This window comes from Pedococcus soli (assembly GCF_054782575.1).
In genome coordinates this window covers 156,989-172,392 of record NZ_BAAGSF010000003.1, presented here as the reverse complement: position 1 = coordinate 172,392, position 15,404 = coordinate 156,989, and the positions used below count along the sequence as shown (strand labels likewise).

Here is a 15,404-nt window from a genome sequence, read left to right as displayed (position 1 = left end):
CTACTCGGGAACTGCCGACAGCAGCGTCGCGAGGTCCTGGTCGTCGGGCAGGTCCGGCCACACCGTCTCGCCGGTCCCGGCGTAGTAGAACGCGGCGTCGACCTCGTCGAGCTCCAGCCCGCGGAGCCGGGCGAAGGCGACCCGGTAGGCGGCCAGCTGCAGCGACCGCACCCGGGCCGCCTCGCCGCTCGGCTTCGCCCCGGTCTTCCAGTCCACGACGCTGAAGCCGCCGCCCTCGCGCGGGAAGACGGCGTCGATGCGGCCACGGACGGCGATCCCGTCGATCACCGTCTCGACCGCGATCTCGATCTCGCTGGGCACGCGCCCGGCCCACTCGCTGGCGAGGAAGTGCTCCTTCATCACCGGGAGCTCGGCGTCGTCACCGGGGTCGTCGTCGGCGCTGCCGGGGAGGTCGACGATGTCGACCATCGCGGCCTGGGCGTAGTGCTGCTCCACCCAGGCGTGGAAGGCGGTGCCCCGACGGGCGGCCAGCGCGGGTGGCTCGGGCATGGGTCGGCGCAGCGTCGACGCGAACCGGTCCGGGTCCTGGGCGAGCGCGACGACGGCCGAGGCCGACAGGTGGCGTGGCAGCAGGACCGTGACGTCGCTGCGCGCGCCCAGGCGGCGCCGCTCCTCGAGCAGCAGGTCGAGCTCCTCGAGCACGGTGAGCTCGGCCCCGGGGATCGGCAGCAGGCCCTGCTCGGACACGTCATCGGCGGGTGACCCGGCGGCATACTCGTCGATCGCGGCCTCCACGAGCCGGGCCCCCTCCGCGAGCGCCTCGCGGCGCGCCTCGAGGGGGTCGGCCGGCCACGGCACCGACACGGCGACCGCGGTGGCGGGGTTCTGGGTGGCCTCGGGGTCGAGGGGGTCGGGCAGGTCGACCCAGGCCAGGCGGCGGACCCGCAGGTCGGGGTCGTCCACGACCTCGGTGAGGAAGCGCGAGGTGACCTTCGGCGTCTTGCCGTCGGTCCACACCGGCGCCGTGAGCAGCATGTGGGTCTTGGCACGAGTGAAGGCGACGTAGGCGAGGCGGCGCTCCTCGGCCACCCCGTGCTCACCGCTGGCCAGCAGGAAGTCCTCGACCCGGGCGTCGATGTCCTTCCAGTCCTGCGCGCCCGGCCAGTCCAGGTGCGGGAGCCCGGACACGTCACCGCGGAGGGCGTACGGGATGCCGCCGTCCTGGAGCCCGGCGATCCACCCGCGCCCCTTGGGAGTGGACAGGGTCCACGTGCCGTCGTCGCCGACCCGGCTGGCGGCCGATGCCAGGGCCGGGAACGACCCCTCCACGAGCCCCGGGACGGCCACGGCCTCCCACTCCAGCCCCTTGGCCGCGTGGACCGTCAGGACCTGCACGGCATCGGTCGACGCCTCGATGTAGCCCTTGTCGAGCCCGCGCTCCTCCTTGAGGGCGGCGGTGAGCCAGGCGAGGAACCCTCCGAGGTTGGGGCGGTCAGCGCTCGTGGTGAAGGTGGCGGCGACGTCGGCGAAGGCGTCGAGGTGGGCCCGGGCCGCGGCCGGCGTGTACCCCTCACGGGCCAGCACCTCGATGTCGAGGCCGAGGGCGCGCTCGGCCTCGCCCACGAGGTCGGCCAGCGGCAGGCTGCTCAGCGAACGCAGCCGGCGGATGGCGTGCTGCAGGCCGACCAGCCGGTGCAGGGCGACCTCGCTGACCGCCTTGTCGTCCCGGCTGCGCCAGCCGAGCGGCGGCAGGTCGTCGACGGCTTCGACGATGCTCACGGTGTCGGCGCTGTCGGGCGACTGGTCGTGGACTGGTGCGGGGGCGCCGCTCGCCTCCCGGTGGCGGACGTCCTGCTGCTGCCGGACGTCCTGCTGGTGGCGAGCCCACGCCATCAGGCCGTCGAGGTCGGCCGCACCCAGGCGGCACAACGGCCCGGTCAGCAGGCGCATGAGCTGGTCGCCGCGGGTGGGGTCGTGGACCACGTGCAGCAGCGAGGTGATGTCCTGCACCTCGGCGGTGAGCAGGAGGCCGCCCAGGCCGACCACCTCGTAGGGGATGGTGCGCGCCTCGAGCGCGTCGATGACGGCGGCGAACTGGGACCGCTTGCGGCACAGCACCGCTGACGACTTCGCACCGGACGCGCGACGGTCACCCAGCCACTGCGCCACCATCGCAGCCTCGTCCGCAGCCGTGAGGACGCGTGCGACCTCGACCGTGCCGGGGCCCGCTCCCGGGCGGGCACCGAGTTGCTCGACAGGCACCGCGGACCTCTCGCGCAGGGGGGTGGCCACGGCGTTGGCCACGTCGAGGATCGTCGCGTCGTTGCGCCAGCTGGTGGCGAGCGGGCGGACCGGCGCGGGGTCCGAGCCGTCGCGGAACTGGTCACGGAAGGCGCTGAGCGTCGTGGCACTGGCACCTCGCCAGCCGTAGATGGACTGGTGCGGGTCACCGACGGCCGTGACGGGCACGGGTTCCCCGGGAGCCACGAACAGGGCGCGGAGCAGGTCGAGCTGCGCGGCGGAGGTGTCCTGGAACTCGTCCAGCAGCACGGCACCGAAACGCTGTCGTTCGATGGCACCGATGTCCGGGAAGGTCAGGGCGAGCTGGGCGGCGAGCGCCATCTGGTCGGCGAAGTCCATCGCGTCGCGCTGTCGCTTGAGGGCGAGGTAGCGCTCGACCATGGGCAGCACCCCCGCTCGTGCCCTGAGGGCCTCACGCATCTTCTTCGCCTCACCCGGGAGGTCCTTGGCCCTGCTGGCGCCGGGCGGCAGCGCCGCGAGGGCGGCCAGGACGGTCTCGATGTGCTCGCGCACCTGGGCGGGGGTGACGAGGTGCTCGGCCATCTCCCCGGCGAGGTCGACGACGGCGGCGGTGACGGTCGACTCCGCGTTGGGGACGTCGTCCATGGGCCCGTCGTAGGCCGCCACGACCTCGGAGGCGTACTGCCAGGCCGCGGCCTCCGACAGGAGCCGGGACTCGGACTCGAACCCGAGACGCAGTGCGTGCTCGCGCACCAACCGTCCCGCGTAGGAGTGGTAGGTCGAGACCGTGGGCGTCCCGCCGAGCACCTCGGCGTCGCTCTCGCCGTCGTCGGGGCGCGGGGTCCAGATCTCGCGCTGCTGCAGCAGCCGCAGCCTGGAGCCGATGCGTTCGGACAGCTCGGTGGCAGCCTTGCGCGTGAAGGTCAGGCCCAGCACCTGGTCGGGCTCGACGAACCCGTTGGCCACGAGCCACACGACCCGGCCGGTCATCGTCTCGGTCTTGCCCGAACCCGCTCCGGCCACGACCAGCAGCGGCGACATCGGGGCCTCGATGACGGCGACCTGCTGGGGTGTCGGCTCCGGCTGGCCGAGGGCCTCGGCGACCGCTCGCGCCGACCACCGCGGCGTCACAGGACCCTCCCCTCGGGCTGGGCCGGGCAGGAGGACCGCACCTGGCACTGCTTGCACCAGTCCCCCACGCTCGCGAGGAAGGTCGCACCGGCCATCCCCTCAGCGGTCCGCGCGACGAGGTCTGCGGCCCAGGTCGGGTCCTCGTCCGAGGCGAGCGGCTTCTGCTCCTGCAGGGTGGTCTTCACCAGAGCCGCCTTGCCCACCTGGAGCAGGGCGGCACCGACGGAGGTCGAGCCGTGCTCGGGGAAGGCGCCCTGTTCGACCCCGAGCTGGTAGGCGCCGAGCTGGGGGTGCCTGTCGATCTCGTCGTTGCGGGGCTTGCTGCTGCCGGTCTTGTAGTCGACGACGCGCAACCCGGTCGGTCCCCCTCCGGGCACGGTGACCTCCTCGAGGCGGTCGACCTTGCCGCTGAGCACCGCCCGACCGAGCGTGACCTTCATGTCCAGCTCCGCGCCGAGGCGCACCCAGCCGTGGGACCGCGCCTCGTCGAAGTAGCGCGCCAGCCTGCGGACCATCTCGTGCGCCTCGACCCGCTTGCGGTCCGAGACCCAGCCCGACGGCATGCCGAGCCTGGCCCAGCGGGCGTCGACCTCCGCGACGAGCTCGTCGGCGGCGACGTCGCCCAGCTCGGCGGCGATGTCGTGCACGAGCGTGCCGATGTCTGCGGCCCCGACCGACGGCCCGTCGCCGCCGACGGAGCCGAGCAGCCAGCGCAGGCCGCACTTCCCGAACGACTCCACCTTGCTCGGCGAGACCCGCACGAGCTGGTCAGCCGTGCGCAGGGGTCGCTCGTCGGACACCGACCGCATCACCCACCACTGGCCGGGATCGGCGCCCGGCACCCGCTCGTGCGTGAGCCGGGCGAGGGCCGCGACCGCGGTGCGGCGCGTGCTGCCGTCCTCGGACAGCAGCTGGCGGCGCAGCTCGCCCACGAGGGTGGGCAAGGTCATCGTGCGGGCGACGTCGGCGAACGGCCGGTCGCCGAGCTCGGTGATGGTGTCGGGGTCGACGACGTCGAGGTAGACCGACGGCTGCTCGTCGTCGCTGCGGACTGCGGTCATGACGACCCGGTCGGTGGCCCGGGTCAGGGCCACCAGCAGCAGGCGGGTCTCGTCGTACCGCACCGCCGCCTGGGCCGCCCGGAACGTCGAGGTGCGCCCCGCGACCACGTCGACGAGTCGCTCGGACCCCAGCAGCGAACCCCGCAGCCGCAGGTCTGGCCAGACCCCTTCCTGCACCCCGGTGACGAAGACCTGGGACCACTCCCGACCGGCGGCGGCCTGGGGGGTGGTGATGGTGACCGCCTCCCCGACGGGTGAGCGGGCCACGAGCGTGTCGCCCGGGATGTCCTGGCTTCCGATGTGGGCGAGGAAGGCCTCGGGGCCGGCCTGCGGCAGGCGGTCGACGAACTTGGCCGCAGCGTCGAAGAGCCCCACGACCGCGTCGAGGTCGCGGTCGGCCCGGGCCGCGGCCGGTCCGCCGGACAGCGCGGCGCTCTGCCACTCGGGTGCCAACCCGGTGGCCGACCACATCTCCCACAGCACCGACTCGGCGCTCACGCCGGGCTCCCAGCGCCAGGTGCCTCCCTCGGCCCGGCCGCGCGCGGCCTTGACCCCGGCGGCGATGGTCCGGGCGACCCGTCTGGCAGGGCCTCCCTCCGGCCCGAGCTCGACGAGCGAACCCGGCACGGTCAGGGCCTCCGCGAGCAGCTCGTCGCTGGTGCGGCTGCCGCCCGCGGCCAGCTCGACGCGGCGCAGGGCACGACGCAGCCGGCGCAGTCCCACGGCATCGGCGCCACCGATCGGGGACAGCAGGGCGTCGACCGCCACCTGGGGGGCGATGCGGGGAACGGCGTCCTGGGCGAGGTCCACCCGCACGATGCCGAGGACCACCTCGAGCAGGGTCAGCAGCGGACGCACCGCCACCTCGTCCCGCACGGGGAGGTCGGTGGCGCTGCCGGCCACCGGCACGCCCGCCGACATCAGGACCCGGCGCAGGGTCGAGGTGCGCCCCTGGCCGCGGACGACCACCGCCATCTGCGACCACGGGACCCCGTGCCGCAGGTGGGCCTCGCGAAGCTCGGCGGCGACGAAGCTCGCCTCCTGGCTCACCGCCCGCAGCAGCCGGACCTCGACCTGGCCTCCCGACCGGCCGGGCACGGCGCCGCGCTGGCTGCCACCACCCAGGGCGCCGATCTTGGGTGCCACCCGTGCGGCGGCGGCGTGGACGGCTTCCGGGAGGCGGTGGGCCGTGGGGAGGACGAGGGTCGGGCCCTCGCCGAGCGCGGTCCAGCCGTCGGCGAGGTAGCGCGGGTCGGCACCGCGGAACGTCTGCACGGCGCTGTCGGGGTCGCCGAGCAGGACGACGTCGATGCCTGGCGCGGCGACGGTGCGCAGGAGGCGGGTCGCCGCCGAGGTGAGCTCCTGGGCGTCGTCCACCACGACCAGGCGCAGTCCCCTGCGCAACCGGTCGAGGGCGTCGGGGTCCTCGACGAGCAGGTCCGCCGCGGCGCCGAGGATCCACGCGGGGTCGTAGGCGCCGGGCGCGGAGAAGGCGGTCACCTCGTCGTACTCGGCGAGCACGTCGGCGGCGGCCACCCACTCGGGGCGGTCGTGCTCCACACCGAGGCGGGCCAGGTCGTCGGGCTCGAGGTCGAGCTCGACGGCCCGCATGAGCAGGTCGCGCAGCTCCGCCCTGAACCCACGGGTGCCCAGGGCCGCGTCGAGCGCGGTGGGCCACGACGGGGCCGGCGTCGCCCCGGCCACGAGCCCGGTCTCGGCCGCGGCGTGGCCGGCCAGCAGGTCGCGCAGGATGACGTCCTGCTCGGGTCCGCTGAGCAGCCGGGGAGCAGGGTCGCCGCGCAGCGCTGCGGCCTGCCGCAGGATCCCGAACCCGAAGGCCTGGTGCGTCCGGGCCAGCGGCTCGGTGGACGTGCGACCGAGCCGCGCGGTGACCCGCTCTCGCAGGCTGCCGGCACCGACGCGCGAGGAGGTCAGCACCAGGCACTGGTCCGGCGTCGCCTCCCCCGCCTCGACCCGGGCCACGACCGTCTCGATCGCCACCGTCGTCTTCCCGGTGCCCGGGCCGCCCAGGACGCGCAGCACCCCGCCCCGGTGGGCGACCGCCGCTCGCTGGACCTCGTCGAGCGCGGGCGCGTCGACGACCAGGCTCGGGGCACGGCGGAGCATCAGCACGGGGCCGATTCCATCACCCCGGGCCGACATCGGCGGTCACGCCCCACCGGCGCCGGGCCGACGAACGCGATGCACTCACGCCGAGGGACGGCGGGCGTCCTTCCAGCGGGCGACGGACAGGTCCACCCGGCGGCCGTCCACCTGGCCGCGCACGAGCGGGGTTCCCTCCGACCGGTAGTGGGCGAGCGCCTCGTCCTCGAGCCCTTGGGGGAAGTACCCCCCGGAGCGCAGCACGCGCCACCAGGGGACGTCCGAGCCGTACCTCGCCATCACCGACCCGACCCCGCGCGCACCGCCGCGTCCGAGCACCTCGGCGATGTCGCCATACGTCATGACCATGCCCTCGGGGATCTGGTCGACCACCTCGAGGACGTCGTCGGCGAACTCGCTCGGCTGCCCGAATCCTGTTGCGTCCGTGACCAACTCGGTCCTCCTCAGTAGACGGGAAGGGACGGGTCGACGTCGCGCACCCACGCGAGCACCCCGCCGGTCAGGTTGCTGACGTCGTCGCGTCCGGTCGCGGCGAGCAGTCCCGCGGCCTCTGCCGACCGGGCTCCCGACTTGCAGTGCACGACCACCGGTATGTCGCGCGGCAGCTCGTCCGCGGCCGTGCCGGAACGGAACTCGTCGAGGTGCACGGCGCGGGCGCCGGGGATCGACACGATCGCGCGCTCGCCGGGTTCACGGACGTCGACGAGCTCGAACCTCGTCTCCCCCCGCTCGCGGGCGGCCAGCAGGTCGGCCAGCTCGGTCGCGGACACCTCCGCGAAGGCAGGCGTCGCCGCCCGCTCGGACGGTTCGCCCTCGACCACGACGGCGCCCGCCGTGCCGCAGAACTCCTCGTAGTCGACCAGTGCGGTGATCGTCGGGGACTCGCCGCACACGGGGCAGTCGGGGTTGGCGCGGACCATGAGCGAGTCCCACGTCTGGCGCATCGCATCGTGCACAAGCAGCCGGCCGACGAGGGTCTCGCCCCGACCGACGATGAGCTTGACCGCCTCGGCGACCTGCACCGAACCCACCGCCGCACACAGCACCCCGAGCACGCCACCGGTCGCGCAGGAGGGCACGGCGTCGGGCGGGGGCGGCTCCGGGAACACGCAGCGGTAGCACGGGCCGTACCCCGCGAACCACACCGACACCTGCCCGTCGAACCGGTAGATCGACCCCCACACGTGCGGGAGCCCGAGCAGCACGCAGGCGTCGTTGACGAGGTACCGGGTGGCGAAGTTGTCGGCGCCGTCGAGGACGACGTCGTAGTCGGCGAGGACCTCCAGCGCGTTCTCCGAGGTGAGCCGCAGGTCGTGGCGGACCACGGTCACCAGGGGGTTGATCGCCGCGACGGTCTCGGCGGCCGACTCGGTCTTGCGGCGCCCGACGTCGGCGACCCCGTGGACGACCTGGCGCTGGAGGTTCGAGGCGTCGACCACGTCGTCGTCGACGACGCCGATCGTGCCGACACCGGCCGCCGCGAGGTACATCAGCGCGGGCGACCCGAGCCCGCCCGCACCCACGACGAGCACGCGGGCGTTGGACAGTCGTTGCTGCCCCTCGAGGCCGATGTCGGGGAGCAGGATGTGCCGCGCGTACCGACCCTTCTGCTCGACCGTGAGCTCGGGACCGGGCGCAACCAGCGGTGGGATGGCCATGTGACTCACGTTACCCACCCGTACGATGTCCCCGACACCGCCGCCCGGCGGTGACCTCCCGACCTGAGAGGCACGCATGTCGCTTCGCGCCGACACCGGCAACGACGCCGCCCGCGGACAGCGGATGCCGCGGTCCGCACGCCGTGCCCAGCTCCTCGAGGCCGCGCAGGCGGCGTTCGTCGAGTCCGGCTACCACGCTGCCGCGATGGACGACATCGCCGAGCGCGCGGGCGTGTCCAAACCCGTCCTGTACCAGCACTTCCCCGGCAAGCTCGAGCTCTACCTCGCGCTGCTCGACAAGCACAGCGAGGCGCTCGAGATGCTCGTGCGCGAGGCGCTGGCCTCCACGCACGACAACAAGGAGCGCGTCTACGCCTCCATCGCCGCCTACTTCGACTTCGTGTCCCGGGACGGCGCCGCCTTCCGCTTGATCTTCGAGTCCGACCTCACGAACGAGTCGGCGGTCCGCAACCGCCTCGACGCCGTCGGCCTGGTCTGCGCGGAGGCGGTGGCCGAGGTGATCGCCGAGGACACCAGCCTCCCCGACGAGGACGCCTCGCTGCTCGGTATGGCGCTCACCGGGCTCGCCCAGGTCAGTGCCCGCCACTGGCTCGCCCAGGGGTCGGACGTGCCCAAGGACGAGGCCGCCCGCCTCGTCGGCACGCTCGCCTGGCGCGGTCTCGGCTCCTTCCCCAAGGTGGGCGGGGAAGGTTCCCCCGAGCACGCTGGTTAGCCTTACCGACAAGTCAGACCGACAGTCCGCACCGGCAGCTGTGCCGCGTGCTCCGTCCCACAGAAAGGCCATGACCGTGGAGGTCCGGATCGGCGTGCAGAACGTCTCCCGTGAGGTCGTCATCGAGTCCGCCCAGAGCCCCGACGAGGTCGCCAAGGCCGTGGCGGCCTCCATCGACGAGGGCGCTTCCCTGTCGCTCACCGACGACAAGGGCCGCGTCACCGTGGTCCCCGCCGGCGCGCTCGGCTACGTGCAGATCGGCGAGTCCGAGAAGCGCGGCGTCGGCTTCGGCAACATCTGAGCCGCCGGTCACCGGGAGCCCGCCACCGGGCCCCGGCGACCCTCGGACCGGACAGCGCCGGACGTATACCGCAGGGCCCTGACCTGCGCAAACTCGCCGTGATCGTTCCCTGACCGTGACCTCACCCGACGGCTGGCCGGCGTGCGAATGCGCGCAAACCGGTGTTGAGTTGTCGCCGTGAGGGCCGCAGACGTGGCCCAGCAACAGCACCGGTGAACCCGGTGCAGAAGGAGCGGGGAAATGATCACTGGAATCATCGGCACCATCATCTTCGGTGCCATCATCGGGATCTTGGCTCGCCTGGTCCTCCCGGGCCGCCAGAACATCAGCACTCTTGTCACCGTGATCCTCGGCATCCTCGGCGCCCTCGTGGGCTACTGGGTGTGGGGCGCACCGAAGGACGACGGCAGCATCGACTGGCTCCGCTGGATCACCAGCATCGTCGTCGCCGCCGTGTTCGTGGTCGTCTACGAGCGGGTCACCGGCCGCAAGGGCAGCCACCACGCCTGACGTCACCCCTGACGCCGAGAGGGCCCGGTCCACGTGGACCGGGCCCTCTCGTGTGCCGTGGACGAGCCGTCGGCCGGTGCACTCAGGCAGCCAGGCCGAGGCGTCCCATCCGGCGGGTGTGCTCGTCGGTGAGCCGGGCGAACATCCGGCCGAGCTCGGCGAGGTCGGCGCTCGGCCGGTCAGGGCCCCCGGCACCACCCACGAGCAGGGAGGCGAGCGCATCGCGCTCGACCGCCACCTGCTGGGCCTGCGACAGGGCCTCGCCCACGAGGCGACGACCCCACAGCGCGAGCCGCCCGGAGATGCGGGGGTCGGTGCGGATGGCCTCCCGGACCACCTTGACGACGAAGTCGGCCTGGCCGACGTCCTGCATCGCCGAGTGCACGAGCGCCTTGGTCGAGGGGTCCACGTACGCGGCGACCTCGCGGTAGAAGTCGGTGGCGATGCCGTCGCCGACGTAGGCCTTGACCAGGCCCTCGAGCCACGTGCTCGGACGGGTCCGCTCGTGGAAGGCGTCCACGGGGGCGATGAACGGGGCCATGGCCGTCTCGGGCGCCACCCCCATGTCGTCGAGGCGGGCGACGATCATCTCGTAGTGCCGGAACTCGGCCACGGCGAGCCCGGCGACGGCGGCCTTGAGGGGCTGGGTCGGCGAGAGCTCGGAGTCACCGGCCAGTCGGGTGAACGCGGTGAGCTCGCCGTAGGCAAGGGCACCGAGGAGGTCCGCGACCGCCTCGCGGTACTGCGGATCAGCCAGCCAGTCGTCCTGCGTCATGTCCGTCACCCTAACGGCGCGACCGCACCCGCCGACGCCCGACGACCCACCGCCGGGGACCGACGATGAGGGGATGGGAGGGCCCCGGCGGTAGACTGGACGCGTCAAAGGTGCCCGGTCGGCACGAATCAGCCGCGGACGTGGTCCGCGCAACCGCTCGACGAGCATGGAAGACCTCCGATCGGCCCGCTGCGCGACGGCCTCCTCCCCCGTGGGGAGCGCCCCCGATCGAGAGAACTTCATGACCGAGACCACCACGGACGCTGCTGCGCCCGCAGAGCCGACGTTCGCCGACTTCGACGTCCACCCCGACATCGTCGCCTCCCTGAGCGCCGCCGGCATCGTCACCCCCTTCCCCATCCAGGCGATGACCCTCCCGGTCGCCCTCGCCGGCCACGACATCATCGGCCAGGCGAAGACCGGCACCGGCAAGACGCTCGGCTTCGGCGTCCCGATGCTCAACCGCACGATCGCCCGCGTCGACGACGCCTGGGACGGCTTCAAGCACGCCGGCAAGCCGCAGGCCCTGGCCGTGGCACCCACCCGCGAGCTCGCGGTCCAGGTCGCCGCCGACCTCGAGCGCGCCGGCAAGGGACGCGGCATCCGCGTCCTCACCGTCTACGGTGGCCGCGCGTACGAGCCGCAGGTCGAGGCGCTGCGCAACGGCGTCGAGGTCGTCGTCGGCACGCCCGGTCGCCTCATCGACCTGGCCAAGCAGGGCCACCTCGACCTGTCCCACGTGAAGTCCGTCGTCCTCGACGAGGCCGACGAGATGCTCGACCTCGGGTTCCTGCCCGACGTGGAGAAGCTCCTCGCCATGACGCCGCCGAACCGCCAGACCATGCTGTTCTCGGCGACCATGCCGGGCGCGGTCGTGGCGCTGGCCCGTCGCTACATGAAGCAGCCGACCCACATCCGGGCCATGGGCGACGACCAGGAGAACGCCCACACGGTCAAGGCCGTCGAGCAGTTCGTCTACCGCGCCCACGCGATGGACAAGGTCGAGATGCTGGCGCGCATGCTGCAGGCCGAGGGCCGTGGCCTGACCATCATCTTCAGCCGCACGAAGCGCACCGCCGCCAAGGTCGCCGACGAGCTCGTCGACCGCGGGTTCGCCGCCGCCGCGATCCACGGTGACCTCGGCCAGGGCGCCCGCGAGCAGGCGCTGCGCGCGTTCCGCAACGGCAAGGTCGACATCCTCGTCGCCACCGACGTCGCGGCCCGCGGCATCGACGTCGACAACGTCACCCACGTCATCAACTACCAGTGCCCCGAGGACGAGAAGACCTACCTGCACCGCATCGGCCGCACCGCCCGCGCCGGCAACACGGGTATCGCCGTCACGTTCGTCGACTGGGACGACATCCCCCGCTGGGGCCTGATCAACAAGACGCTGGACCTGGGCATCCCGGACCCGGAGGAGACCTACTCCTCCTCGGACCACCTGTACGAGCAGCTCGACATCCCGCGCACCGCCAAGGGCCGCCTGCCGAAGGCCGCCCAGAAGCTCGCGGGGCTCGACGCCGAGGTGCTCGAGGACCTCGGCGAGACCGGCAAGGCCAGCGGTCGGCGCCCCGCCGGCGGTGGCCGCAGTGGTCGTGACGGCGCCCGAGAGGGAAGCCGCGACGGTGGTCGTGGACGCGAGGGTTCGCGCGACGCCGGCCGCAGCGAGCGCCGCCCCGACTCGGCGCCCAAGGACGGCGACGCAGCCACCAAGCCGCGTCGCAACCGCAACCGGCGTCGCACCCGCGGCGGCACGGGCGACGCCGCCCCCGCCGGCCAGGAGGGCTGACCCCACTGCCGGGTACGGCGCCGCGTTGCGAATCGGTCACGTCGGCGCCATACCCGTGGGCACTGGTGCCATCCTCACGTCGTGGGGGACTTCATGCACCGTTCCGGGCGCCGGACCGTCGCGATCCTGCTGGTGGCCGCGGTCGCGGTCGTCGCGGTCGTGGTCGCGGTGCTGCGGCCGAGCGAGCAGGAGCGCTTCCGGTCCTGGTTGCGTGACCAGCCCGACATCGTGTCCGTCGACGAACCCGCCCGGGCCGTGGCCCTCGGCGTCGCCGGGGTGGCCGGCCGGGTGTTCGAGCCCACCGACCGTGCCGTGGTGGCCGTGCCGCTCGACGTCGCGGTCGTCGACCGCCTGGCTCGCGCCATCGTCGCGTATGCCGCCGCCCACCCGTCCCTGAGCGGTCCAGCCGTGGAGCTGCGGCAGGGCCGGGACGTCGTGCTCGTCGGTGCGCGCCCGGGTACCAATGCCACGACCCTGCGGGTGCTCGGCGCGATGCGTGACCTGCCTGGTGTCGTCGCGGTTCAGATCGCCGTGCGATCGGGGTCCGCGCCCTTCACCGCCACCGTGGAGACCGGCTCCGACCTGCCAGCCGCTGTGACGACCCTGGCCGGCGCCGTGCCGCACCCGGACGAGTCGTGGGTCAACGGACCCCCGTCCGTCGCGGTCCGCGACCCCGAGGGCCACGAGGTACGGGTCCTCGACGGCGGCACCGTCAGTGCGTCGGACCGGCGGGCCTTCGCCCTGGCGGTGCGACTGGCCCCGGCCCGAGCAGTCATGCTCACGATCTCCGGGACACCGAGCACGGACCGCCGGAGCGTGATCAGGCTCCCGGGCCCTGGTCTGGTGGCCGAGGACATCGACGCCCTGCACCGGTCGGGTTTCGGCCTGAGCCGGTTCGGTGAGGTCGTCGAGGGCCCTGTCGGTCCGGTCACCATGGACGAGCAGGCGTGGGCCACCTCCGCGGCGGCCCAGCTGCGGCGGGACTCAGGAGCCGTGGCAGTCACCGTGGACCCCGGCACCTCCGACACCAGGCGTCCCGTCACCGCCGACCTGCGGGTCACTCCCGACGTCTCGTTCCCACGGGTCCTCGCGGCCCTGCCGGAGGCTGTCGAGCAGGTGGAGCTGCACACCTCACCCGCGCCTCCCGACTACGACCGCGACGACGCCCTCGCCCCCGACCCCGAGGTCGACTGCCCCGACGTGGGCCACGGCCTCAACCTCGCGTACACGGGCCCGCCCGGACGGCTCGGCAAGGCCGCCAACTACCTTGCCGCCCTGCGCGCGGGCGCGAGCGGTGCGACCTGCGTCCACTGGGCGGAGGCCGACGAGCACGGACGTCGCCCGACCACCCAGACCCTGCTCGTCCGGCTCCCCCTGCGCGAGGCGAGCTGGCGGCCCCTGCTGGACGTCGTCCGGGCCCGCCGGGCGGACCTGGGGTCGGCCCATCCCACCGTGCTCCTGCTCCTGCCGGTCCCCGGGACGTCGGTCACCGGGCTCGTCGACCTCGCCGAGGGCCAGGCGCCCTCGGTCAGCGCTCTGGACACGGACAGCCAAGGGCAGACCCGCGCGGTCCAGGACGCACTTCAGCCCCTGGTCCGGTACTGGGCCAGGGGCTGAAGGCTCGCCGTGCGGGACGCGTGGCGCGCCGCGCGTCGGGCGGGGCGTCAGGCGCCGATGGTCGCCGTGTCGATGACGAAGCGGTAGCGCACGTCGGAGTTCACGACGCGGTCGTAGGCCTCGTTGACCTTGCTGGCGTCGATCGTCTCGATCTCGGCGGCGATGCCGTGCTCGGCCGCGAAGTCGAGCATCTCCTGGGTCTGCGGGATCCCGCCGATGTTGGAGCCGGCCAGTGCCTTGCTGCCACCGATGAGCGAGAACGCCACGAAGGTGCTCGGGTCGCTCGGGGCGCCCACGTTGACCATGGCGCCGTTCGCCTTGAGCAGCGACAGGTAGTCGTCGAACGGCAGGTTCGCGCTCACCGTGTTGAGGATGAGGTCGAACGAGCCGCGCAGCTTCTCGAAGGTCTCCGGGTCCTTGGTGGCGTAGTGGGCCACAGCGCCGAAGGCCTTGCTGTCGGCCTCCTTGGAGGTCGTCTGGCTCAGCACGGTGACCTCGGCGCCGAGGGCGGCGGCGAACTTCACGCCGAGGTGGCCGAGGCCACCGAGGCCGACGACGGCGACCTTCTTGCCGGGACCTGCGCCCCAGCGCTTGAGCGGGTTGAACGTCGTGATGCCGGCGCACAGGAGCGGTGCGGCGACGTCGAGCTCGAGGGCGTCGGGGATGCGGACGGCGAAACGCTCGCTCACGACGACGGACTGCGCGTAGCCGCCCATGGTCTTCTCGCCGTCGTAGCCGGTGCCGTTGTACGTCATGACGGCACCCTTGAGGCAGAACTGCTCCTGGCCGTCCTTGCAGTACTCACACTCGCCACAGGAGTCGACCATGCAGCCGACGCCGACGCGGTCGCCGACCTTGTAACGGGTCACGCCGCCACCGACCTCGGAGACGACTCCGGCGATCTCGTGGCCGGGCACCATCGGGAAGATGGCGCTCCCCCACTCCTCACGGACCTGGTGGATGTCGCTGTGGCAGATTCCGGCAAATGCGATGTCGATGACGATGTCGTCATCGCGCAGCTCGCGGCGCTCGATCGTGGTCGCCTCGAGGGCGGCTCCGGCGGACGCGGCGGACAGTGCTGCAGTGCGGGACATGATTCTCCTTGGGGGGTCGGGGTCAGTCACCGTCAAGGGACAAGTCCCTCGCGGACGTGACTATTCCGAGCCCGCCGGCGGGGCTGGTGCGCGACCGCGCCGCGAACGCCGGGGAGAATGCTTCGGACGAGCTACCGCGACTGCCCGGAGACCCGGTATGCGGCGGGGACGGCGGACTGCGCCGACGTGGAGTTCCCGACCTGCTGGAGCTGGACCGCCGGGGCGCCCGAGCCCGTGGTGGCGTCGGAGGTGTCGTTGATGCCCACGGACCAGTAGAGGACGCACACGGCGATCGCCGCGAGGATGGTCTGCAGCGGTCCGGCGTGGGCGCCGGTCGAGCGGGTGGTGGATGTCGGCTGGGGGGTGGACGACATTGGGGGACTCC

At 73.2% G+C, this 15,404-nt stretch carries 12 protein-coding genes; 5 read left to right on the top strand and 7 right to left on the bottom strand.

Annotation, left to right across the window (positions count from 1 at the left end):
* The 4 genes from ACYVKF_RS03780 to moeB all read right to left on the bottom strand — a co-directional run bounded on the left by ACYVKF_RS03780 (position 1) and on the right by moeB (position 8,197).
* Positions 1-3,354 (bottom strand): ATP-dependent helicase, encoded by a 3,354-nt coding sequence (locus ACYVKF_RS03780; RefSeq protein WP_460964933.1) that lies wholly within the window; start codon positions 3,352-3,354, stop codon positions 1-3.
* Positions 3,351-6,542, bottom strand: a complete 3,192-nt coding sequence (locus ACYVKF_RS03775; protein ID WP_460965525.1) for an ATP-dependent helicase — start codon at positions 6,540-6,542, stop codon at positions 3,351-3,353. Before ACYVKF_RS03775 ends, ACYVKF_RS03780 begins: the two co-directional genes overlap by 4 nt.
* Before the next feature lie 81 nt (positions 6,543-6,623).
* Positions 6,624-6,971 carry an MGMT family protein gene (locus ACYVKF_RS03770; RefSeq protein ID WP_056915348.1) on the bottom strand — a complete coding sequence of 116 codons (348 nt, stop codon included), beginning with the start codon at positions 6,969-6,971 and terminating at the stop codon, positions 6,624-6,626.
* An 11-nt stretch (positions 6,972-6,982) separates the two neighbouring features.
* Positions 6,983-8,197, bottom strand: a complete 1,215-nt coding sequence (gene moeB / locus ACYVKF_RS03765) for a molybdopterin-synthase adenylyltransferase MoeB (RefSeq protein WP_460964931.1) — start codon at positions 8,195-8,197, stop codon at positions 6,983-6,985.
* 76 nt (positions 8,198-8,273) lie between these two features.
* On the opposite strand from moeB, the gene ACYVKF_RS03760 reads away from it, so the two are divergent.
* From ACYVKF_RS03760 to ACYVKF_RS03750, 3 genes are all read left to right on the top strand, one after another.
* A complete protein-coding gene (locus ACYVKF_RS03760) occupies positions 8,274-8,930 on the top strand; it encodes a TetR/AcrR family transcriptional regulator (RefSeq protein WP_460964929.1) in 657 nt (218 codons plus the stop codon).
* Between the two features lie 76 nt (positions 8,931-9,006).
* Positions 9,007-9,231 carry a DUF3107 domain-containing protein gene (locus ACYVKF_RS03755; protein WP_460965523.1) on the top strand — a complete coding sequence of 75 codons (225 nt, stop codon included), beginning with the start codon at positions 9,007-9,009 and terminating at the stop codon, positions 9,229-9,231.
* A gap of 240 nt (positions 9,232-9,471) precedes the next feature.
* Complete coding sequence (locus ACYVKF_RS03750; protein ID WP_460964927.1) at positions 9,472-9,741, top strand: GlsB/YeaQ/YmgE family stress response membrane protein; 270 nt, start codon at positions 9,472-9,474, stop codon at positions 9,739-9,741.
* Positions 9,742-9,823: 82 nt separating this feature from the next.
* On the opposite strand, the gene ACYVKF_RS03745 is transcribed toward ACYVKF_RS03750, so the two are convergent.
* On the bottom strand, positions 9,824-10,516 hold the full coding sequence (locus ACYVKF_RS03745; protein ID WP_056915352.1) for a ferritin-like fold-containing protein: 693 nt from the start codon (positions 10,514-10,516) through the stop codon (positions 9,824-9,826).
* Positions 10,517-10,757: 241 nt separating this feature from the next.
* Between ACYVKF_RS03745 and ACYVKF_RS03740 the strand changes: the two genes are divergently transcribed.
* Both ACYVKF_RS03740 and ACYVKF_RS03735 read left to right on the top strand, forming a co-directional pair.
* On the top strand, positions 10,758-12,308 hold the full coding sequence (locus ACYVKF_RS03740; RefSeq protein WP_056915353.1) for a DEAD/DEAH box helicase: 1,551 nt from the start codon (positions 10,758-10,760) through the stop codon (positions 12,306-12,308).
* Between the two features lie 81 nt (positions 12,309-12,389).
* Positions 12,390-13,925: a hypothetical protein gene (locus tag ACYVKF_RS03735; protein ID WP_460964924.1), complete on the top strand. Its 1,536-nt coding sequence runs from the start codon at positions 12,390-12,392 to the stop codon at positions 13,923-13,925.
* Positions 13,926-13,972: 47 nt separating this feature from the next.
* Here the strand turns inward: ACYVKF_RS03735 and ACYVKF_RS03730 are convergent, their stop codons facing one another.
* Both ACYVKF_RS03730 and ACYVKF_RS03725 read right to left on the bottom strand, forming a co-directional pair.
* Positions 13,973-15,019, bottom strand: a complete 1,047-nt coding sequence (locus ACYVKF_RS03730) for an NAD(P)-dependent alcohol dehydrogenase (protein WP_056915355.1) — start codon at positions 15,017-15,019, stop codon at positions 13,973-13,975.
* Positions 15,020-15,150: 131 nt separating this feature from the next.
* On the bottom strand, positions 15,151-15,393 hold the full coding sequence (locus tag ACYVKF_RS03725) for a hypothetical protein (RefSeq protein WP_056915356.1): 243 nt from the start codon (positions 15,391-15,393) through the stop codon (positions 15,151-15,153).
* Between the last annotated feature and the right edge of the window lie 11 nt (positions 15,394-15,404).

Coding starts and splice junctions, on each gene's coding strand:
- moeB (WP_460964931.1), bottom strand. CDS start 8,197: ATGGCCATCCCACCGCTGGTTGCGCCCGGTCCCGAGCTCACGGTCGAG.
- ACYVKF_RS03760 (WP_460964929.1), top strand. CDS start 8,274: ATGTCGCTTCGCGCCGACACCGGCAACGACGCCGCCCGCGGACAGCGG.
- ACYVKF_RS03775 (WP_460965525.1), bottom strand. CDS start 6,542: ATGCTCCGCCGTGCCCCGAGCCTGGTCGTCGACGCGCCCGCGCTCGAC.
- ACYVKF_RS03740 (WP_056915353.1), top strand. CDS start 10,758: ATGACCGAGACCACCACGGACGCTGCTGCGCCCGCAGAGCCGACGTTC.
- ACYVKF_RS03725 (WP_056915356.1), bottom strand. CDS start 15,393: ATGTCGTCCACCCCCCAGCCGACATCCACCACCCGCTCGACCGGCGCC.
- ACYVKF_RS03745 (WP_056915352.1), bottom strand. CDS start 10,516: ATGACGCAGGACGACTGGCTGGCTGATCCGCAGTACCGCGAGGCGGTC.
- ACYVKF_RS03750 (WP_460964927.1), top strand. CDS start 9,472: ATGATCACTGGAATCATCGGCACCATCATCTTCGGTGCCATCATCGGG.
- ACYVKF_RS03730 (WP_056915355.1), bottom strand. CDS start 15,019: ATGTCCCGCACTGCAGCACTGTCCGCCGCGTCCGCCGGAGCCGCCCTC.